Genomic DNA, 24,037 nt, shown 5'->3' with positions numbered 1-24,037 from the left:
GATGAATAAATTATATAAAATTATAGCAGCGGTTCTGGTAATAGGCTGCTTGACAAACGCAGTAGGATGTAAGAAATTTCTTGATGAAAAAACAAGTAGAAAACTGGCTGTTCCTAATACTTTAATGGATTTCCAGGCTTTGCTTGATAATCCATTAAAGATAAATTATAACTCACCCAGTGCTGGTGAAATAAGTTCAGATAGTTACTATCTGACTGATGAAAAATGGGAATCATTGGCAGATGAAAATGAACGAAGGAAGTATATCTGGGCAAAAGATAACTTATTCGCTGCGGATTCTAATGAATGGGCCGATATTTATCAGGCAATTTATTTCTGTAACACTGTCGTAGCAGGGGTAGATAAATTAACCAGAACCGGATCAAATGCGACAGAATGGAATAATGTAAAAGGTCAGGCCCTTTATTGCAGAGGAAATAATTATCTGGATGCTGTAATTATCTGGAGCCTGGCTTATGATAAGCAAAGTTCATCATCAGATTTAGGTTTGCCATTGCGTTTGAATACAAATTTTAGTGAAGTTTCTGTCAGATCCAGCGTTCAGCAGACTTATGAACAGATTATTGAAGATGTTAAAAGCTCGGTAGCTTTATTACCACTCGTGCCGCTATCTAAATTTCGTCCTTCAAAATCTGCTGCCTATGGATTATTAGCCAGAACCTACTTATCAATGCGGGATTATGATAATGCTTATGTCTATGCAGATTCTTGTTTGTCTTTAAATTCCACCCTATTGGATTATAATACACTTAAACTCGAAAGTAATTATCCCTTCACCGTTGCTAATAATACTGAAGTAATATACTTCAGGTTTATGAATGCAACAGATATTATTTATGAAACTATGCCTATTGTAATCCCTGAAACATACGGCTCCTATAATGCTAATGACTTGAGAAAACAAGCATTTTTTAAAAAGAATGAAGAAGACGAAACTTATTGGTTTAGCGGGAGCTATGGAGGAAGATTGGGATTATTTTGTGGGGTCGCTACAAATGAGATTTTTTTAATCAAAGCAGAATGTCTTGCAAGAGCGGGTAAGATTACTGAAAGTATAAAAGTATTGAATGCATTATTAGCTGAACGCTGGGATAAAACTAAAGTTTATACACCCTATTTTGCTGCGGACGCTAATGAAGCTTTAAATATAGTTTTGCAAGAACGGAGAAAAGAATTATTGATGACAGGATTAAGGTGGATGGATATTAAACGTTTGAATAAGGAAGGAGGAAATATTATGTTGACCAGAACGTTGAAGGGTCAGACCTATAAACTTCAACCAAATGATTTGAGGTTTGCTTTACCTATTCCTGAAGATGTAATTGCTTTATCTGGAATGATTCAGAATAAAAGATGATTATAAGAACTCCATGGATAATTGCTTTTTAAGGCTTATCCATGGAGTTTTTAATTATAGTTTAATAGATCTCCTTTTAACAGCAGCATTGTTAATCTGTTGCGGAGTGTGATTAAAAAGATAGCTATCTAATGTTTGACCTGCTGGGACAATAAGTTCGCAGGGTGTTTTTGTTTGGCCTGCGCATACAAATTCATCATCTAATTGTGTGCTCCATTTTGCTGGATTTTTTAACATTGTGTTGTCAGCACCATTGAAAAAATAGGACGTGTCAAACCGGTTCGGATTTGCACTTTTAAAAGCACTCTGCGTAAATATTAATCCGCCTGCTATCACTACTACGGTTAATCCGAATGTATTTACATTTTTAAAGAATTTATTCATCGTTATGCGTATGACGACTGGGCATTCATAATGCCCCGCCTTGATTACCGTTCAGAAACCTGGAAGCTCCATTCCTTCGGGCTAAATCTTAACTTATTTTTCTGCAGCTGAGCTTATTTGCTGTAATTGATATTTCTTCAACCTCCGGCGGTTCTCCTTTCTTTTTGATCGTTCAACATTCTATTAATTAAGAGAAATATGACTATTTATAGTCATATTTCTTTTCAGGAGGATGCCCGCAAGCGCAAGTAAAAGGAAAAAGACATTGAAAATCAGATGTACACTGTAGCTCATGTGCTTAAGTATACCACCACAACTGCAAGGAATTCTGCCAAACACACCTGTCATCGTGATCGCGATATAAATAGTAAATAAGCTAAGCAAAATTAAAGAAGCATAAAATCCCATTAATCTTAATGGCTTATAAAGTAACAGCGCCACGATAAAAAGCTCAGTGATAGGTACCACCCATACCAAAATCAATGCAATAGATTCAGGAAATACCTGGTTAAGCATTTCCGATCTGCTTGTTGCAAAGTTTGTTAACTTACTCAAAGCTGCATAACAAAATAACAAAGCAATTGCAGTCGCAATTCCTTGTAATATAATTTCTCTTCTCATCCTGACTGGTCTCCTTATGGAGTATAAATTAAATGTCGGAAGGATCGGATGCTGTTACTGTTGCTTTTTAGTGGATTCGTATCTACCAAATGTTACATTCATAATATACATTTGGTGAGATGAGAATTGTCATTTGGTGAGATGAGAATTGTCATTTCATGAGATTCCAATTGTCAATGGGCATTAAAAATTAATCAGTTATCTTTTCTAAACCTTGATAAGGAATTAGGGCTTATTCCTAAAAAGCAGGCAATATCCTTCATTTTTGCACTGTTAAACAGAGAAGGATGCGCAGTGAACAATTGCAGATACTTCTGTCGACCACTTAAATGAAGTCGATTGAACTCATAGTTCTGTCTTACCGCATCATAGTGATCCCGGATTTTCGTGAACAAGAAATTCATTTCTTGTTCCAATCTTAAGTAATCTTCAACGTTCAGATATACTAAATGGCTGTCCTCTAAAAGTTCAATAGAACTTGGCGCCGGGGTTTGGCTGAAAAAACCTGGAATGGTGTAAAGTAAATCTCCACTAAATAAGAACCATGAAGTTTGCTCCTGAATATCAGCATTCTTATCTTCTTTAAATTCCCTTGCAGAGCCTTCAATGATGAACCACAATCTCCCTTGTATTTCCCTCTGATAGAGAATTCGGGTTCCTTTTTTGCCAAATTCTTCAAACACCATCTCCATCAGCATCATTTTGACCACAGAAGAAAGCGGCATTATTTTTTCTAATACTTGAATCAACTGCTGAAATATAGGAGAACTTACCGCCATTATCTTTTGATTGGACTAATCGTGAAGTTTAAGATCCGGCTACAATAAGAGGAGATGAACGCTTCAGGTAGTTATTTACTAATATAACTAATTATTATTAAGTTTAATATTTGTGTTAATAAGTTTATTTTTTTAATTTATTATGAAGTATCTCGCTCCTGCTTCTTTTATTTTACAATCATACTTGTTCTGCTCGTATTTACTTCCGGATTAAACCCAATGATTTCTCAGAATTGAAATATTTATGGAATAATCCAATCATTGTATATATTTACGTAAACTTTTACGTAAATATATACAATGATATCAAATATTATTAATGAATCCGGCTCTTTTGCTATTGGTGCCAGATTACGCAGATTGTATGAATCACTAACTAGTGATATGACGCTGATTTATCAGGAACAAGGCTTACCGCTGGAAACAAAGGATTTTATTCTTTATTATTTAGTGAGTAAACGCAGTAGCATAAGTATTTCAGAGATTGCAAAAGAACTGAACTTAACTCATCCTGCTGTGATCCATATTGCAAAGAGTCTAGAAAGAATAGGGTATATCGAATCTGAAAAATCAGTTAGTGACAGCAGAAAACGCCTCTTGAAATTAACAAAAAAGGGGCAGAAAGATTTGGCGAAATACCGGATACTCTGGGCTGACATTATGGCTTTGAATCAAGAGCTATTTGAGCAGGAGGTACAGCTTTTACAGCATATTCAAAAGCTGGAAGAAATGCTGAAAGAGAAAACCTATTATCAAAGATATCATAGTCTGCAAGCTTCAAAAAAGATAGATTAAAAAAAAGAATAGTATAAAATTACAAGATAAATGGAAAAGTATTCATCTCTATTGGATAACCCAATCTGGAATGCATTGGAAACAGTTCATCAGGATTTCTCAACTGGTAATCAGGTCATCAAAAGATATAACGAAGGCACAATTCCATTTATGGGAATGGCTCATCCAAATGGCAAATTATTAACTCAAATAGCACCTTATTTTAAAGTGAACGAAGAAGTGTTTTTAAAGGATGAAGTGGAGGATATTCCGAAAGAATGGGCATTGGTGACCCGGTTAAACTGCTTGCAGATGATCTATATACCTGCACTGCCTAAAGCGGTGAATATGGAAGGAATAGTCAAGCTTTCTGTGCATGATGCCTTGGAATTATCAGACCTGGTTAATCTGGTACAACCTGGCTTTTTTAAAGAAAGAACTTCCTCACTGGGAAATTATTATGGAATTAAAAAAGACAATAAATTAGTTGCAGTGGCTGGAGAGCGATTTAAGTTAACAGGTTTTACCGAATTAAGTGCGGTTTGCACACATCCCGATCATACCGGTAACAGCTACGCACAGAGGTTATTAAATGTATTGTGCAGCAAAAACTTAATACAGGGAAATACCCCCTTTTTGCATGTTGTTGATACAAATACAAGAGCTATAAAAATTTATGAGCACTTAGACTTTAAAACCAGAATAGATTTCCCGCTGATCAAATTGAGATACCTGGGCAAGGTTTAATTACAAAACCCCGATTCATACCGCACTAAATAAAACAAACCTTTGCAAGGTTTATCCTGCATCATATTGTGGTCGGTGTTGAGAAGGGGTTGGTAAGGCCAATGGCCTTACCAACCCCTTCTCAACACCGACTACTTCTACTAGCTGAAGAGTTCTTCTTTAGCTCCAGCTTATCTTCTGATCAACAACATCAATTAGCAAAGAATTTCTGTTACGCTAAAACCATTCTTATGGTAACATGATTATTCTTTTGATTTCTTTTAGGTTAAAATTAACGATTTTTAGTATTTAAATGAAAATAAATAGATATTCATTTTTCCTATAAATAATGGTTTAAACGCCGTTTTTTGAATAAACTTTAATTATGTGTAATTAAAATTTGTTTTTTTGATTTTTCGTGCTGAAATTGTATTTATCGATTTGCTATTATAAATATAAATAATGTAAATAAAACCATTTTAAAGAATGTGAAGATGGTTTTATTAGTCAAATAAGTGCATAAATATAAATAAATGTCATATAGTTTATCTTAAAGTGAAATTAACCTACAATTAATATACCAATGAAAAACACTGAAGTATACCTGAAGCCGAATTTAGTCATGGAACCCTTAGTCGATAAATGGTATGCCTGGAGCCATTTGATCTCTCCTGCAACAGCTGCAATGAATATTGTTGGGCGACATATGACGATCATGGAATCCTATTTAATGGCACCAGAGCTTCATGCAGAAGCTGTCCTGAATCCAAAGTTAAGGGGAGGCCCCTTTATGGATATACCCGTAGAAAGAGCGGGTGAAGTCAAAGCAATTTATGAAGATACGCTGTTGAAGCAACAGCCAGTATTGGAATTTTCAAAAGCAGTGAATAAATTAGATAAGCTGCTGAAAGCCGATGCGAAAGGTTTTGCGATGGAAGAAATATACGCACGTGTACCTGAAGAACTTAAAGGTTATGTCGAACTCTATTATGACCGCAACAACAACGGTGGATTCAGATTCTTTGAACCTCTTTTATATGATAGTGCTTACTATAACAAAAATTCTCAAAGTTTAGCTTTATGGATTACTGACAATGACCACAGACCATTTTGCCTGAGTACGCCGAAGCTGAATGATGAAAATACACTGCATTTAGAGATCCCCTTTGATCATCCTGGCATTGATGAACTGGCCAGAATGAAAAGAGTACCACAGACCCTTGATTATATCAAAGAAAAACTGGGCATAACCGAAGATCAATCGGCACTTTTTGAAACATTTTTTACGACTGATGTTCCTCCTGCTTATGAAAAGTACGCAGGCGATAAAATCCGTATGCGCTATTTCGGCCATGCCTGTATTTTAATTGAAACCAAAGACATCAGTATCCTGGTTGATCCGCTGATCAGTTATTACGGCTATGCCTCAGAAGTAGATCATTTTTCGGATGTGGATCTTCCTGATACCATCGATTATGTTTTGATCACGCACAACCATCAGGATCATATTCTATTTGAGACCTTATTGCCCTTACGCCATAAAATCAAAAATATTATTGTGCCCAATACCTGCAGCGGTAAGCTTCAGGACCCTGATTTAAAGCTGATGTTCAATCATATTGGTTTTAACAATGTGATCTCGATCAATGAAATGGAATCGGTGAAATTTGCGGATGCCATGATTACCGGAGTACCATTCACAGGAGAACACAGTGATCTGAATATTTTAACAAAGTCTTGCTATTTTGTACAGATAGGGGATTTTAAACTGGCATTTTTTGCAGATTCAAGAATAATGGAACCGGAACTATACGCACATATCCAGCGAAAAATAGGGGATGTAGACGTTGTTTTTCTGGGAATGGAATGTGATGGAGCTCCTTTATCCTGGTTATATGGACAGCTATTGCCTCAGAAATTACCAAGAGATCAGGACAACAGCCGCAGGTTATCAGGATCTGACTGTAAAAAAGGTATGTCCTTAGTTGATATCTTCCATCCTAAAGAAGTTTATGTTTATGCCATGGGACAAGAGCCCTGGGTTGAATTTATCAGCAGTATTAAATATACCGATGAGTCAAATCCTATTGTTCAGTCCAACAGGCTAATAGAAGAGTGCAGGGAAAAAGGAATTGCCGCAGAACGTCTATTTGGTGAAAGAGAAATACTCTATAATAAATAACTGATTAAAATTAACAATCACCTTATAGCTTTCTTACTACTTACTCCTATGCGTAAATCGTATAAGAGTAACTAATCTAACCTTGCATGAAACTCTCATCCAACACCTTTCCTATGCATCCTGCACAACAGGATGTCTTTATTGATCAGCTGATTAATATCAACAGTCCCCATTACAATATCAATAACTATTTCAAAATTACAGGCGCATTAGACATTGATAAATTTGTCAGTGCTATCGTTTCCTCTGCTGCGGTTTTTGATGTTTTTAAAATGGCGATTGCTACAGCTGATTTTAATCCCGGTTACCAGATTACTGAGCACGAACGCGAACTCGCTGTTCAGTTTATAGATTTTAGCAGGGACGACCATCCAGCAGAGCTGATTCTCCAGTGGATAGAAAATCAGAAAGACAAGCCGATTTTATTAGAAAAATCAAGCTTGCCTGTAGAACAGTATATCCTTAAAGCAGCTGACAATGCGCATTATTATTATTTTAAGTTTCATCACCTGATTTTTGATGGATACAGTGTCCGGGTGTGGGCGAATTATATTTCCAGTAAATATAAAAGCTTATTAAATAATGATCAGGAAGTTTTTGTTTCACCTTCTTATTTGCAGGAGGTGGAAAAAGCAGTGGCAAATCATGGATCTGACGCCTATCAGGTTAGTGCTGCCTACTGGGAAGCAAAAATAAAGACGAAGCCAGCTTCTGTTCTTCAGCCAGTTTACGATGCATTGGATGAATTGGGGAAAGAAAGCAAGTGCTATACACGCATTTTGGAAAAAGAGGAGCAAATACAGTTGTCTCAATTGGCCACGGCCAGCCAAGCGCGTTTGCAACATTTAACTATGGCCGCAATGGTGATTTACCTGGCTAAAATGTATGGGTTAGAACGTTCTCTTTTTGGTACAGCTGCCCATAAACGAAATCAAAAAAAGCAGCGGGAAATATTAGGAATGTTTTCCGGGGTTGCTCCATTTGAAGGTAATTATCAGCCGGGCAATAAATTAATTGATTTCATTCAGGCTATAGCCCAATCTCAAAAAGAAGATTACCGGCATCTTGATTACATCGCCGGAGATTTGAGCAGACATTTTAAGCATGATCCTTTGGCAGGGCCTTTCTTTGATTTTGTGATTAATCATATCGTGTTTGATTTATCATTTAATTTAGGAGCAGGTATTCAAACCGCTCATGAGGTGAGGTTTAGCACACATCAACAAACTCCACTGGAAATTATGTGGCTTGATCACGGAGAAGATCAACCTTTACAACTGGTCATTGGATTCCGGCATGAATACTTCCGGGAAACAGAAATCGCCTTATTTACTGAACAGTTATTAGCCATCATGAAACAGTTTACACCAGCTCTTCAGCTTAATGTTGAAGAAATTGAGGTGGATACTGAGGCAGGGATACCTGCATTTGTAAAAGAGAAAAATAAGGTAGAGATTACAGCAGAGGAATTGGCAACCCTGGAAATTTTCAATGCTACAGCAGCAGATTATCCATTGGACGAGCATCTTGTACAGCTATTTACTACACAAGCAAACCTTCATCCGGATGCGATCGCCGTGCTAGCGCAAGATGAGCAATTAACTTATAGTGAGCTGGATCAAAAAAGTAATCAGCTCGGACATTATTTGCGTCATGCAGGGGTGCAGGAAAATACGCTGGTGCCAATTTGTATAGACCGTTCAGCAGAGATGATAATTGGCATACTGGGTATTTTGAAAGCAGGAGGGGCCTATGTTCCTATTGATCCGGAATATCCACAAGAAAGAGTGAACTTTCTGCTGACAGATACCGAAGCTACCATTGTAGTGAGCAGTACAGCACAACAGAAACTGTTTGAACATCATGCGGATATTCGTGTCATTTCAATGGATGCAGACTGGGAAGAAATTGCGCAGCAACCTGTTTCTTCCTTAGCCAATGAGCTGCGTCCTGAGCAATTATGCTATGTAATTTATACTTCTGGTTCTACTGGCCAGCCTAAGGGTGTAATGGTGGAACACCGGAATGTCGTGAACTTATTTTATGATCGTCAGGAGCTTTTAAAGCTTGACAATAATGACCGGGTAGCTTCATTTACCAGTTATACTTTTGACCCTTTTGTAGAACAGTTATTTATGGCTTTACTAAATGGTGCAGGATTGGTATTGATTTCAAAAGAAGTACAACTGGATGCCGAGGCGCTAATTGCCGTGCTGAATAAGGAACAAGTTACTTATATATTGAATACCCCGGGGGTTTTAAGGAATGTACCTTTTGACAAAGCACTCCGGAGTTTAAAAGCGGTAATGGTTGGCGGAGAGCGCTGTACAACCTTATTGGCACAACAATGGACCGGACAGCTTCCTGATTTGCGGTTTTATGTCGCTTATGGCCCTACCGAATGTACGGTAACTTCTACTATCTATTTATATACTAAAGATTACGAAGAAGGAAAATACCTTCCTATCGGTAAACCCACACGGAATCAACAAATACATATCGTAGATGCTAATGGTAATTTACTTCCTTTAGGTGAACCGGGGGAAATTTGGATAGGAGGTGCCGGTGTAGCCCGGGGTTATCTGAACCGTGAAGAATTAACAGCTGAGCAATTTATTCCGGATATTTTCGGAAACACAAATGGAGGTCGTTTATATAAAACGGGTGATATCGGGTATTGGCTTCCGGATGGGAACATTGAATTTGTTGGCCGTAAAGATGACCAGGTTAAGGTGCGTGGTTACCGTATTGAACTCGGAGAGATTGAAAATGCCGTTCAGCAAAGTGGTCAGGCAGCCCAGACTGTTATGCGCGCTATAGAAGATGAATCTGGCAACAATCAACTGGTTTGTTATTTAATCCCAAAAGAGGATTTTGACAAACAAAGTCTGATCTCTTATCTGGAAACTCAGTTGCCAGCCTATATGGTACCCCATGTTTTTGTAGAAATGGCTGCTTTTCCACTCACTGCTCATGGTAAACTGGATAAAAAAGCATTGCCTGCAGCAGATATTAAAAAGCAATTGAGTAGAGATTATGTAGCAGCAGGCAACGAATTAGAGTTAAGACTAGTCAGTATCTGGGAAGAGTTGCTTCAGCTTAATCCTATAGGAATCCATGATAATTTCTTCGAACTGGGCGGACATTCTCTGCAAGCCATGCGGGTAAGTGGTTGTATACACAAGGAATTTGGTGTAAATGTTCCGGTAAAAAAGATCTTCCAATGTAAAAATATAGCACAACTTGCAGCCTATGTGGCTGAACATAAAGGCAGTAGTCCAACGCATTCTGCTATTCCAATGACGCAAAGAAATGGGCGAGTTCCATTGTCTTATGGTCAGGAAGGCCTTTGGCGGATAGACCAGCTTAGTGGAAGTAAGCAGTATCATATGCCAATGTATTTCCGTTTGTCGGGAACACTAAATACAGCTGCACTTGAACAAGCAATCAATGAAGTCGTGAACCGTCACGAAATTTTAAGAACAGTGATCCGTCAGGATGCCGAAGGGCAACCTTTCCAGTTCGTTTTAGAAAAAGATACCTGGTCACTGGATAGAATAAATGATGTTCCGGATAGCGAAAGCGCACTGGATGATTTGCTATCTGAGCTTTCCTCAGCAGCCATAGCGCTACATACAGATCATATGCTGCGTGGCCATCTGATCCGGATTTCGGACCAGGACCAGGTACTGGTAATGATACTTCACCACATCGCAGCCGACGGCTGGTCGGTTTCGGTATTGATCTGGGAGCTGGTTTCTTTCTATCAAATGCAGACCACAAGCTCAACAGCAGCACTACCTGCACTTCCTTTACAATATGGAGATTATTCCATCTGGCAGCGTGCACAAGAAGAATCTCAATGGGGTGGTGGTATTACCTACTGGAAAAACCAACTGGAGGGGACTAGTCAGCTGGAATTGCCTGCAGATTATCCACGTCCATTAATACAAAGTACAAAAGGCGCCATAGCTGTATTTACATTGAATTCAGAACTATCGGCAGGATTGCAATTTTTAGCAACAGCGCATGGAGCTACCTTACACATGACCCTATTGTCGGCATTCAAGATTCTGCTGCACCGCTACAGTGGTCAGGATGATATTTGTGTCGGAAGCGTGATTGCAGGACGGACACGTCAGGAATTGGAAGGGTTAATCGGCTTTTTTGCCAATACACTGGCTTTGAGAAGTAACCTTGGCGGCAATCCTTCATTTCTGGATTTGCTGCAGCAGCTAAAAGAAACTGCAATGAGCGCATATGAATATCAGGATGTTCCTTTTGAACGTGTTGTAGAAGCTGTTGGCCAGGAAAGAGATAAAAGCCGTAACCCTTTATACCAGGTCATTTTTACAGTACAGAATATTCCGGAGGTACCAGAGTTCCGCTTGGGAGAAGCTGTTTTTAAAGCGCAGAAAACAGGGCGTACAACCAGTCAGTTTGACCTGAATGTTTCTGTCGTAGCCGCTGCAGCAGGAATTGAAATCAGTGTAGAATACTGTACTGATTTGTTTAAAGAAGAAACAATAGACCGCATGTTCGGTAATTATCAACAACTGCTTGAATCTATTTTAGCCGCTCCGGCACAAACAATAGCGCAGTTGCCCATGTTGCGTAAACCAGAACTGCAAGAACTGCTTTTTGATTTCAACAATACGGCAGTTGCTTATCCGCACGAACAGACTTTAATAGATTTATTTAGCTGGCAGGCAGCTCAGACTCCTGATGCAATTGCATTGGTTTATCTGGATCAGACTTTAACTTATAAAGCGCTTGACGAACAAAGTAATCAGCTTGGGCATTATCTGCGCAGTGCAGGGGTCAGAGAAGATACACTGGTTCCAATCTGTATCACACGCTCTATAGAGATGATGGTTGGAATATTAGGTATCCTGAAATCTGGTGGTGCTTATGTGCCAATTGATCCGGAATATCCACAAGAGCGTATTCGTTATATCTTAACTGATACCCAGGCAGCTATCGTGGTAAGCAATGAGCTCAGCAAACCATTGCTTTTTACGCAGCATACCCATATCCGCGTTATTTCATTAGACGGAGAACATGAAGCTATTACAAAAGAGCCAGCATCGGCTGTGCCTGCAACTCTTCGTCCAGCTCATTTATGCTATGTCATGTATACCTCTGGCTCTACCGGGCAGCCGAAAGGCGTTCTGGTTACCCATCGCAATGTGACCAGTTTGATTTCAGGTGCAAATTATATTAAGCTAAGTTCCCGTGATGCATTATTATCTGCCGGCTCTGCCTCTTTTGATGCCACAACATTTGAGTATTGGAGCATGTTGCTGAATGGCGGGCGTCTGGTCTTATGTCCTGCTGATAGTTTGCTGGATAACAATTTATTCAAAGAAGTATTGCAAGAAAATAAAATCACGGTGATGTGGTTTACAGCAGGTTGGTTTAACCTGCTTGTTGATGTGGATATCGATTTATTTGAAGGCTTATCAGCAGTTATGGTTGGTGGCGAAAAACTATCAGTTGCACATATCAATCGTTTCAGGGAATGCTATCCGGATAAAACTATTATCAATGGCTATGGCCCAACTGAAAATACAACTTTCTCTATTTGTTACCCTATCCAGGAGATGGAGTCAACAGGAAGTATTCCTTTGGGTCGTCCGCTGAATAACCGCCAGGCTTATATACTGGATAATTTCGCACAGCCAGTACCAATTGGGGTAGCCGGGGAGATTTATGTAGGCGGGGCAGGAGTCGCACGTGGTTATCTGAATCAGGAAGAACTGACCCTGGCACGATTTATCAAAGATCCTTTTGTCATTGGTAACCGTTTGTATAAAACAGGTGACATTGGCAGATGGCTTTCCAATGGAAATATAGAGTTTATAGGCCGGGTAGATGACCAGGTGAAAATCAGGGGTTACCGTATCGAACTGGGAGAGATTGAAAGTACTATTCAGCAAAGTGGTTTTGCAGGGCAATGCGTAGTGCTGGCACCAGCCGATGAATCCGGGCAGAAACACCTGGTAGGTTATGTGATTCCTGGTGAACAGAGATTTGACAGAGACGGATTGGTCACGTATCTGGAAACGCGGTTACCAGATTATATGGTGCCGCATGTATTCATGGAGATGGAAGTTTTTCCGTTAACTGCGAATGGTAAACTGGATAAAAAAGCTTTGCCAGACGCAAATGCTATTCACTTGAGCAGAGTGGATTCCGAGGATTTACTCACAGAAACTGAACAAAAAGTAAAAGATATCTGGGCGCTGTCCCTTGAACTTGAAGATTTAGGAATCCATGATGATTTCTTTAAGCTTGGTGGTGATTCTATCATTGCCATTGGGGTCATCAGCCGCTTGCGCAAAGCATTTAATGATAGTATTCGCTTATATGACCTGTATGAATGTTCAACGATCAACCGTTTATCAGCGTTGATCGATTCAGGACATGAGGTTGTTGCTGAAGATAAAGGACATACAGTTCGTGATGCGGTAGTTGCTGAGCTGGAATCTCTGCGCTCACGTTTGCTGCCAGAGTTTGAAGATGAATCAGAGATAGAAGACGTTTATCCGATGAGCGATATTCAAAGCGGAATGATTTATGCCTCTCAGCTAAACCCTGAGCAAGCCGTTTATCATGATCAGTTGACTTTTAAAATGCCATTAACACTGAACAGAGATATTTTTGAACAAGCTTTAAAATTACTGGTTGCCAAACATTCCATTTTGCGGACCAGGTTTGATCTGGATGTTTATACTGGAGATGTACAAGTTGTTTATAAGCAAGGAGATCCTGAATTGGTATTCCGCGATATTCGTTCATTTACTGAAAATGGGTCTGGCGCTTATTTAAATAATTATCTGACAGCAGAACGCGCTATTCCTTTTGTTGCACATCGGGGTAAGTTATGGCGGATCAGTTTATTACAGACATTGAAAGATTATATCCTGGTGTTTCAGTTTCATCATGCCATGTTTGATGGCTGGAGCGTTGCTTCATTTACAACCGAGTTGAATAATCTGTATTTGGCGATCCTGGCCAATGGACCGCAAATTCAGGTAACTCCGCTAAAAGCGAGCTATCGTGATTTTGTGATCGAGAGTATCTCAGAAAAACGCAATCAGGATAACCGGACTTACTGGGCAGAGTCATTAACCGATTATAAACGGTTGGATATGTTTACAGAAACGGTTGCGGATGACAATTGGGCAAAAGCCTATGAGCTGGATTATCTGCAACGCTTAAAAGACAAGACCAAAGCAGATGGATTAAGTTTGAAAGGGATGTTCCTTGGCGCTTATCAGTATATGCTGAATATGTTGACTGCAGAACAGGAAGTAACCCTGGGCGTGGTAACCAATGGACGTCCGCTTACTGAAGATGGAGATAAAGTACTGGGTTGCTTTTTAAATACTATTCCTTTCCGCTTTATCGGTGGTGACACTGAGCTCACCTGGAAAGCGTATTTTGAACGTATTGAGCAACAGCTGACTTCACTCAAAGAGCGGGACAGGATGCCTTTAATGGAAATTGCCCAGTTAACCGGCGAACAATCTTCCAGTGGTAATCCATTCTTTGATACGCTGTTCAACTATATTAATTTCCATGTATATGGTCAGATGGATACAGAAGAAGGCTTATTTGCAAAGCAAGGGCATTTTCAGTTAGAAGAAGAGGAAGAGAAAAATGCTTCTGGCGGCTATGAAGCTACGAATACCTACCTGGATTGTTCGGTTAGTGTGACCGGTGATATCCTGGTAGTCAGTTATCATCGCACCAGAGACCTCAAAAGTGGTAAAACACTGGCTGACATTCACGCTTATTTTGATCGTGTACTCGAAGCTTACCTGGAGCATGACGAGCAGCGCATTGCTGATGTTCCGATATTACCTGCACAGGAGCTTGACTTATTAAGTGCATTTAATGCAACAACAGCAGCTTATCCTGATCAGCAGACACTCGTTGATCTATTTGCCACTCAGGCCGCTCAATACCCAGATGCAGTAGCGCTGATTGAGGATGATCAGCATTTAACTTATAAAGAACTCGATATCAAGAGTAACCAGCTGGGACATTATTTACGTTCGGCAGGAGTTCAGGAAGATACCCTGGTGCCAATTTGTATCGCGCGTTCTATGGACATGATTATTGGTATACTGGGGATTTTGAAAGCAGGAGGTGCTTATGTACCAATAGATCCGGAATATCCACAGGAAAGGATTAACTATATGCTTTCGGATCTCAGGGCAAGTATTGCTTTGAGCAGTGCACAACACCGTGAACTACTGGATGAACAGGGAGTTTTAGTGATTTCACTGGATGAAGAACTGGAATTAATCCAAAAGGAGTCCACTACACCTGTACCGACTGCGCTTCATCCTGCTCATTTATGTTATGTGATTTATACCTCAGGATCTACCGGTCAGCCCAAAGGCGTATTGATAGAACATCGAGGCGTGGTTAACTTAATCTGTGACCGCCAGCGGTCGTTGAAATTCAAGACCAGCGACCGGGTACTTTTATTCTCCAATTACACTTTTGATCCATTTGTTGAACAGCTTTTTATGGCTTTACTAAATGGCGCAGGATTAGTCATTATATCCAAAGAAGTACAAATGGATGCCAATAAACTGATGGAAGTTGTTGCGGCTGAAAAGATTACCTATTTGGATGTAACGCCAAGTTTCTTAAGTGGGTTAAACCGGGATGAGGGATTAAAAGATTTAAAACATGTGATTGCCGGAGGCGAACGTTGTGCCACTTCGCTTGCACAGCGCTGGACGCAGGATGCAGCATTAGATTTTTATAATGCTTACGGCCCAACGGAATGTACGATCACGGCTACGGTCTATGCTTACGATAAAAACAGAAAAGACGGCGAATACCTTTCTATTGGTAAGCCGGTTGGAAATGTGCAAATACATATCCTGGATAACGGGGGTAATTTGTTGCCTGCAGGTGTACCGGGAGAGATTTGTATTGCAGGCGCGGGAGTTGCCCGTGGTTATCTGAACCGCGAAGAATTAACTGCGGGACGTTTCGTTGCCAATACTTTTGGTGAAGGCCGTTTGTATAAAACAGGTGATACAGGCAGGTGGCTTCCAGATGGGAACATCGAATTTATAGGCCGTATAGATGATCAGGTTAAGGTACGTGGGTATCGTATTGAGCTCGGAGAGATAGAAAGTGCCATTCAGCAAAGCGGTTTAGTGAGCCAGTGTATTGTGATGGCGCAAGCAGAGGATGCGGGTCATCATCAATTGATTTGTTATGTGGTTTCTTCAGGTGTTTTTTTAAGAGAGAATCTGATGGCTTACCTGGAAACTCAATTACCGGAATATATGGTGCCCCGTGTATTTATAGAGATGGAATCGATTCCATTGACTTCCCATGGTAAACTGGATAAAAAGGCGTTGCCTTCAGCAGATACTAAAGGACAGCTGAGCAGGAATTATGTCCCTGCTGATACAGCGCTGGAATCTGCTCTTGTCGGTATTTGGGAAGAGCTGCTTCAGCTCTCTCCTATAGGAATCCATGACAGTTTCTTTGAACTGGGCGGGCACTCTTTACTGGCAATGCGGGTAAGCAGTAGTATACAAAAAGAGCTGGAGGTCAATGTTCCGGTGAAAAGTATATTTCAATGCAAAAGCATAGCTAAACTAGCAGCCTATATAGAAGAACTCCAGAACAAAACTGTTCGGCTTGGAGTCAATGTAATTAGCCTTTAAACCAATATAACCTAAATAAATAGCTATGAATACGGATTTTAACGAGGTTGTCGGTGTGTTGAAAAAAGCAAGAAATAACGGTGTTTCTGTTTTTCTTGAACAAGATAATCTTAAACTTGACTTAGGGGAGCAGACGCAGATTGATCCTGAACTGCTGGAGGAAATAAAAAAACATAAACAGGATATCATTGAGTTTTTACGTAATGACCTGTCTGCTGTTGATGATTTTGATCATTCACCAATTCCAGTCAGAGCGGGGCATGAGGAGATTCCATTGTCTTATGGCCAAAAGGGCCTCTGGATGATTGACCAGCTCAATGGAAGTACGCATTATCACATGCCAATGTACTTCCGCTTGTCAGGGAAATTTAATGCAGATGCACTGGAGCTGGCCATTAAAGAAGTGGTGAACCGCCATGAAATTTTGCGGACGGTAATCCGGCAGAATGCTGCAGGTCATCCTCTTCAGGTTATTTTAGAGGAAGATCGCTGGTCTTTAAACAGGATAGCCGATTATCAGGGAGGAGATGCGGGGCTCACTACACTGCTGGCTTCGATAACGGCAGCCCGTATAGATCTCCGGACAGATCATATGCTGCGCGGACATTTGATCCGCATCTCGGATCAGGAACATGTGCTGGTCATTCTTCTGCATCATATTGCAGCAGATGGCTGGTCTCTTTCGATACTGATCAGGGAACTGGTTTCTCTTTACCAAATGAATACAGGAGGTGAAAAAACCATACTTCCTGCACCAGGATTGCAATATGGAGATTATTCCATCTGGCAGCGTGCGCAAGAAGAGTTACACTGGGGCCGCCGGATCGCTTATTGGAAGGATCGTCTGGTAGGTATCAGTCCACTGGAACTGCCTGGTGATTATCCGCGGCCAGCCATACAAAGTACAAGGGGCGCGATGGCAGTATTCCCGCTTGGAGCAAAACTTTCTGCGGGCTTACAATTATTGTCCCGCCAGCAAGGTGCTACACTGCATATGGTGATGTTAGCTGCCATTAAAGTTTTGTTTTACCGTTACAGCGGGCAGGATGATATTTGTGTAGGCAGTGTGATTGCAGGACGGACACGTCAGGAATTAGAAGATTTAATTGGCTTTTTTGCCAATACACTGGCTTTGAGAAGTAATCTGAGTGGTAATCCTTCTTTTCTGGACTTGCTACAGCAAGTCAAAGAGACGACTTTGGGTGCCTATGAAAATCAGGATGTACCTTTTGAACGTGTTGTTGAGGCCGTTGGGCAGGAAAGGGATAAGAGCCGTAATCCTTTGTACCAGGTGATTTTTACCGTGCAGAATATTCCTGAAGTACCGGTGTTCCGGTTAGGAGAAGCGGTGTTAAAAGAACAGAAAACAGGCCATACCACAAGCCAGTTTGATTTGAATATTTCTGCAGTAGAGGGGCCGGCAGGAATTGAAGTTGCGGTGGAATATTGTACTGATTTGTTTAAAGCAGCAACAATAGAACGCATGTTCCGCAATTATCTGGTCTTACTTCAAGCTATTGTATTTACCCCCTCACAAAGGATAGATCAGCTGCCGATACTGCATAAATCAGAAGAAGAGGAGCTTTTAAATACTTTCAATGCCAGAGTATCAGCTTATCCCCAGGACCAGACTTTGGTAGATTTATTTACCGCACAGGCGAGTCAGACTCCAGATGCGATTGCACTGGTTTACCTGGATCAGCGGTTAACCTACAAAGAGGTCGATGAACGGAGTAATCAACTTGGACATTACCTGCGTAGCGCAGGGGTCAGGGAAGATACACTAGTTCCAATCTGTATTCCGCGTTCTGTAGATATGATGATCGGCATACTCGGTATTCTGAAAGCTGGTGGCGCTTATGTACCCATTGATTCAGAATATCCGCAAGAAAGAATCAGCTATATTTTGTCAGATACCAAAGCCGACATCGTTTTGAGTAATGAGGCTAACAGCTTATTGTTGCATAGTTATGAAGAGATCTGCATCATTTCTCTGGACGGAGAGCGGGAGATCATTGCTCAGGAACCGGTTTCTGCTGTACCTGCAGCTATTCGTCCGGATCATTTATGTTATGTCATGTATACTTCTGGCTCGACCGGGCAACCTAAGGGTGTTTTGGTTGAACATCGCAATGTGGTCAGCTTGATTTCTGGTGCGAATTATATCAAACTGAGTTCCCGCGATGCGCTATTATCTGCAGGCTCACCTTCTTTTGATGCCACAACATTTGAATATTGGGGGATGTGGCTTAACGGAGGACGACTGGTCTTATGTCCGGCCAGCAGCTTACTGGACAATAATTTATTGAAAACGGTACTGCAAGTCAACAAGGTCACAGTGATGTGGTTTACTTCGGGCTGGTTTAACCAGTTGGTTGATGTAGATATAGATTTGTTTGAAGGACTATCCTCGATTATGGTTGGCGGGGAAAAACTATCGGTCGCACATGTTAACCGTTTCCGCCAGTTTTATCCGGATAAGATTTTAATCAATGGATATGGGCCTACTGAAAATACAACTTTTTCCCTGACCTATCAATTAACAGGCCGTCAATACGAAGGTAATATCCCTATTGGCAGGCCGCTGAGAAACCGGCAGGCTTATGTGCTGGATAATTATGGACAGCCAGTGCCAATTGGTGTGGCCGGAGAGATCTATGCAGGCGGGGCAGGCGTTGCCCGGGGTTACCTGAATCAGGAAATGCTAACTTCAGAACGGTTTATTCCGGATGTTTTTGGAAAGATAAGTTGTGGCCGTTTGTATCGGACAGGTGATCTTGGAAGATGGCTTGCTGATGGAAATATTGAATTTATTGGCCGCAGGGACGATCAGGTGAAAATCCGTGGTTACCGTATCGAACTTGGAGAGATTGAAAATACCATTCAGCAAAGTGGGCTGGTGAGCCAGTGTATAGTACTGGCACCCGCCGATGAATCAGGCCAAAAACGTCTGGTTAGTTATATTACAGCTAATGGACAAAGTTTTGACCGGGATGCACTGGTCGCTGAGCTGGAATTACGTTTGCCGGATTATATGGTACCGCATCTATTTCTGGAATTAGAAGCTTTCCCGCTAACGGCTAATGGTAAACTGGATAAAAAAGCATTGCCAGACGCAAATAGCGTTCAGCTCATCAGAACCGAAGCCGCGCAAGCAATTGATAAGCCGCTAACTGAAACTGAGCAAACAGTAAAAGAGATCTGGGCATTATCACTGGGTATTGAAGAGCTGGGTATTCATGAAGATTTCTTTAAGCTTGGTGGTGATTCTATCATTGCCATTGGGGTCATCAGCAGATTGCGTAAAGCATTCAATGATACGATTCGTTTATATGATCTGTACGAATGTTCAACGGTCAGCAGTTTAGCTGCTTTAATTGATTTGGGGAATACCGTTCATGCTGACAGTCCAAAGGCAGAGCCGGTTCATGCGGCAGTTATTGCCGAACTGGAAGCCCTGCGTTCACATTTGCTTCCGCAACTGGAAAAGCTGCTTACTGAACAGCATACTGAACTGGAAGTTGAAGATATTTATCCGATGAGTGATATTCAAAGCGGCATGGTCTACACCTCTCAGTTAAATCCTGAACTGGCTATATATCATGATCAGATCACGTTTAAATTACCAAAGGAGTTAGACCGGGATGTTTTTGAACAAGCCTTGAAAAGACTGATTTCCAAACATTCGATCCTGCGGACCAGGTTTGACCTTCATCTCCATACACAAGGTATACAAGTGGTTTATAAACAAGGTGATATCCATGTGGCATATCATGATCTCCGGGTATTGGAAGAGGCAGCTCCTGGTACTTACCTGGGCACTTATTTAGCGGAAGAACGGAAGCTCCCTTTTGAAGTCCATCAGGGAAACTTATGGCGGATGGATGTGTTCCAAACTTTGAAAGAACATATTCTGCTGTTTCAGTTCCATCATGCGATGCTGGATGGCTGGAGTGTGGCTTCTTTTGCGACAGAATTGAATAACCTCTATGGAGCACAAATGGAAAGCAGCGTGGAGGTAGATTTGCCGTTGTTGAAAGCAAGTTATCGTGATTTTGTCATAGAAAGTATAGCAGAGAAGCGCAATGAAGAGAACCGCGAATTCTGGGTACAGTCCTTATCCGATTATAAACGCCTGGATATTTTTACGGATACAGTGATTGATGGTAACTTTTTAAAAGTTTACGACGTGACTTACCTGGATCGGCTAAAAGCTAAAACCCAAGCAGATGGACTGAGTTTAAAGGGTGTGTTTCTTGGCGCTTACCAGTATATGCTGAGTATGCTGACTGTGGAGCAGGAAGTTACAGTAGGGGTGGTGACCAATGGCCGTCCAATTACCGAAGATGGAGATAAAGTGTTAGGTTGTTTTTTAAATACAATCCCTTTCCGTTTCATTGGAGACGGTCAGCAAGTCACCTGGAAGGCTTATTTTGAACGTATAGATCAACAGTTGATTTCATTGAAAGAAAGAGATCGTGTGCCTTTGTCAGAAATTGCGAGATTGATTGGGGAGCAAGCTTCCAGCGGTAATCCTTTCTTTGATACGATTTTCAACTATATTAATTTCCATGTATTTGATCAGATGGATGGTCTGGAAGGCTTGTTTGTGCAACAGGATTATCTGCAGGCCGAAGCAGATTCTGTGCAATTGGAAAGTTCGGAAGTCACCAATACACATCTGGACTGTACAGTGAGTACTACAGGTAATGTGATGGCTGTAAATTACCGGTTGGGCAAAGAACTTAAGTGCGGTAAAACACTAGCTGATATTCATGTTTATTTTGATGCTGTACTCGCTGCTTACCTTGATCATGATAGCCAGCGTATTGCGGATTTTCAGGTGTTGCCGGCAAAGGAACTAGCTTTGTTATCAGCTTTCAATTCCGGGGAGGTGGCTTATCCAACTGAGCAGACTTTAGTAGATTTATTTGCCTTACAGGTGGCTCATCACCCGGATGCGGTTGCGCTGATTTATGAGGATCAGCAATTAACTTACAGCGCGCTTGACCTGCAAAGTAATCAACTCGGACATTATTTACGTTCGATGGGCGTAAAGGAAGATATGCTGGTGCCCATCTGTATAGAGCGTTCTCTGGACATGATTATCGGTATACTGGGGATTTTGAAAGCAGGAGGTGCTTATGTGCCGGTAGATCCGGAATATCCTCAGGAACGCATCAATTATTTGCTGGCCGATACCGGGGCGCAGCTAGTAGTCAGCAGTTCCCATCACCGTGCTTTATTCCATGAAGATATATGTATTGTTGCTATGGACCAGGACTGGAGAACAATCAATCAGGAATCTTCAGCACCGGTTTCAACTGCGCTTCAGTCTGATCATTTATGCTATGTCATCTATACTTCGGGCTCCACCGGAAAGCCAAAAGGTGTGCTGATAGAACATAGAAGTGTTCACAATATGGTCTTCGGCTGGCAGAAAAAACTGACGCTTACCAATAATGACCGGGTCTTGTTGTTTTCAAATTACACCTTTGATGCTGCTGTTGAACAGCTGTTTATGGCCTTGCTGAATGGCGCCGGGCTGGTTTTAATCTCAAAAGAGGTACAGCTGGATGCTGATGCTGTTATAGCGGTCATGAATGCAGAAAAGGTTACTTATATGCTGGCTACACCGGGATTTTTAAGGAATATACCCGCAGATCAGGTTCCATCAAGTTTAAGGCATATTACTGCCGGGGGAGAGCGCTCTGGAATTCCATTGGCACAAAGCTGGACGGAATATGCTTCGCTCGATTTTTACAACGCCTACGGACCAACGGAGTGTACGGTATTTGCGACTACTTATAAATTTGAGAAAGGTTGGAATGAAGCAGATTACCTGCCCATCGGCAAACCAGTGGAGAATGTACAGATTTATTTGCTGGATGTTGCAGGGAATTTATTGCCCGCAGGCGTACCGGGAGAAATCTGTATTGGTGGTTCTTGTGTAGCCAGAGGCTATCTGAACCAGCAGGAGTTAACTTCAGCACGTTTTGTCGCTGATCCTTTTGGAAATAAAGCTGGTGGCCGCTTGTATAAAACAGGTGATATCGGCAGGTGGCTTCCTGATGGAAATATTGAGTTTATCGGACGTATGGACGATCAGGTTAAAGTAAGGGGGTACCGGATTGAACTTGGGGAGATTGAGAATGCTGTTCAACAGAGCGATTTTGTCAGTCAATCTGTGGTGCTTACCCGTGCCGATGAGTCGGGCAGTAATCAGCTGGTTTGTTATGTAGTTCCAGCAGGTTCTTTTGCGAAGGATCATCTGGTGTCCTATCTGGAAACCCAGTTACCTGAATATATGGTGCCACGTGTATTTGTAGAAATGGAAGCAATGCCATTGACCTCACATGGCAAGCTGGATAAAAAAGCATTACCATCGGCGGGTGCCTTAATGCGTCAAAGTCAGCGTTATGTCCCTGCCAGAAATGAGCTGGAAGCTAATTTGGTGGCTATCTGGGAAGAATTGCTTCAGGTATCCCCTGTAGGTGTCCATGATAATTTCTTTGATTTGGGTGGCCATTCTTTATTGGCTATGCGGGTAATGAACCCAATCAGAAAGTTAGGATATCAGGTGCAAATGCAAGACTTGCTGGTCAATACGACCATCAATACGCTATCCCGCATGTTGCAAAGACAGTTTTATCAAACAGGGAACGAACATCTTGTCTTATTGAATTCCGGCCGTTTGGATGAACCTGTTTTTATAATACCGGGCTCAGATGGAATCTGCGATGGTTACGATGAACTGGCTAAAGGATTAGCGGATAGTGGTGCGGTTTACGGTTTGCAAATGATGGGGCTGTTTAAAGGTGAAAAGCCTTTGGAAAGTATAGAAGCAATTGCGGCAATGAACATAGAATGGATCAAGTCAGTACAACCAGAAGGGCCTTACCGGTTCATCGGACATTCTTTTGGTGGACAGGTAGTTTATGAAATGGCGCTCCAACTGGAACGTAAAGGAGAGCAAGTAGATCTGCTGGCTATTTTAGATGCAGCAGCTGTCTTAAAACGAAACCTTCAGCCTGTTGAAGATCAGGGAAATGCGTTATTGGAGATCCTCAGTTATTATCATTTGATAAAGGCCCCTTATCCAGCGTGGACAGCTGAATTTTTAACTGCTGTGGCGGGAATTCCTGAACAGGAACTGAAAGGATTTGTAGCTGATTTCCTGACTGATAAGTCTGGACTTAAAAATGAAGATGTCGCTTTTATTTTGAGATTGCTCGATTTACAATTTACCAATGTACAATTGGATTACCTGGTCAATGGTGACGTGAAAGCTTTAACAGTCGTTGTCAAAGCTGAACAGGAAGATTGGACAGGTTATGAATCCGGTTTAGGCTGGGAAAAGCATGCCGCAAATACGGTTGTTTATACCGCTCCGGGAAATCATTTTAATCTGGTGAAAAATAAAGAGGCCTTGGCGTTAGCTGCTTGTTTAAAAACGCATATCATTTGTTATACTGATATGTAAAAG

At 41.3% G+C, this 24,037-nt stretch carries 9 protein-coding genes; 6 read left to right on the top strand and 3 right to left on the bottom strand.

Features of this window, described 5'->3' with window-relative positions; genetic code table 11:
* The first annotated feature begins 1 nt into the window (after position 1).
* Complete coding sequence (locus tag AY601_RS10650; RefSeq protein ID WP_068400432.1) at positions 2-1,378, top strand: RagB/SusD family nutrient uptake outer membrane protein; 1,377 nt, start codon at positions 2-4, stop codon at positions 1,376-1,378.
* Between the two features lie 54 nt (positions 1,379-1,432).
* Here the strand turns inward: AY601_RS10650 and AY601_RS10645 are convergent, their stop codons facing one another.
* The 3 genes from AY601_RS10645 to AY601_RS10635 all read right to left on the bottom strand — a co-directional run bounded on the left by AY601_RS10645 (position 1,433) and on the right by AY601_RS10635 (position 3,162).
* Complete coding sequence (locus AY601_RS10645) at positions 1,433-1,762, bottom strand: hypothetical protein (protein ID WP_068400429.1); 330 nt, start codon at positions 1,760-1,762, stop codon at positions 1,433-1,435.
* Positions 1,763-1,945: 183 nt separating this feature from the next.
* Entirely contained in the window at positions 1,946-2,383 is a 438-nt protein-coding gene (locus AY601_RS10640; RefSeq protein WP_068400426.1) for a MauE/DoxX family redox-associated membrane protein, read from the bottom strand.
* 194 nt (positions 2,384-2,577) lie between these two features.
* On the bottom strand, positions 2,578-3,162 hold the full coding sequence (locus AY601_RS10635; protein ID WP_068400425.1) for a Crp/Fnr family transcriptional regulator: 585 nt from the start codon (positions 3,160-3,162) through the stop codon (positions 2,578-2,580).
* Positions 3,163-3,462: 300 nt separating this feature from the next.
* On the opposite strand from AY601_RS10635, the gene AY601_RS10630 reads away from it, so the two are divergent.
* The 5 genes from AY601_RS10630 (at position 3,463) to AY601_RS10610 (ending at position 24,034) form a co-directional block, all read left to right on the top strand.
* On the top strand, positions 3,463-3,957 hold the full coding sequence (locus tag AY601_RS10630) for a MarR family winged helix-turn-helix transcriptional regulator (RefSeq protein WP_068400419.1): 495 nt from the start codon (positions 3,463-3,465) through the stop codon (positions 3,955-3,957).
* A gap of 30 nt (positions 3,958-3,987) precedes the next feature.
* Positions 3,988-4,683, top strand: coding sequence for a GNAT family N-acetyltransferase (locus tag AY601_RS10625; protein WP_068400418.1), 696 nt, complete (start codon positions 3,988-3,990; stop codon positions 4,681-4,683).
* 562 nt (positions 4,684-5,245) lie between these two features.
* On the top strand, positions 5,246-6,844 hold the full coding sequence (locus tag AY601_RS10620; RefSeq protein ID WP_068400414.1) for an MBL fold metallo-hydrolase: 1,599 nt from the start codon (positions 5,246-5,248) through the stop codon (positions 6,842-6,844).
* 86 nt (positions 6,845-6,930) lie between these two features.
* Entirely contained in the window at positions 6,931-16,551 is a 9,621-nt protein-coding gene (locus AY601_RS10615; RefSeq protein WP_084359206.1) for a non-ribosomal peptide synthetase, read from the top strand.
* Positions 16,552-16,576: 25 nt separating this feature from the next.
* Positions 16,577-24,034 carry a non-ribosomal peptide synthetase gene (locus AY601_RS10610; RefSeq protein WP_068400407.1) on the top strand — a complete coding sequence of 2,486 codons (7,458 nt, stop codon included), beginning with the start codon at positions 16,577-16,579 and terminating at the stop codon, positions 24,032-24,034.
* Positions 24,035-24,037 lie beyond the last annotated feature (3 nt).

Origin of the sequence: Pedobacter cryoconitis, from assembly GCF_001590605.1 — a bacterium.
In the GTDB taxonomy this organism is placed as follows: Bacteria; Bacteroidota; Bacteroidia; order Sphingobacteriales; family Sphingobacteriaceae; genus Pedobacter; species Pedobacter cryoconitis_A.
This window is presented reverse-complemented; position numbering and strand designations above follow the sequence as displayed.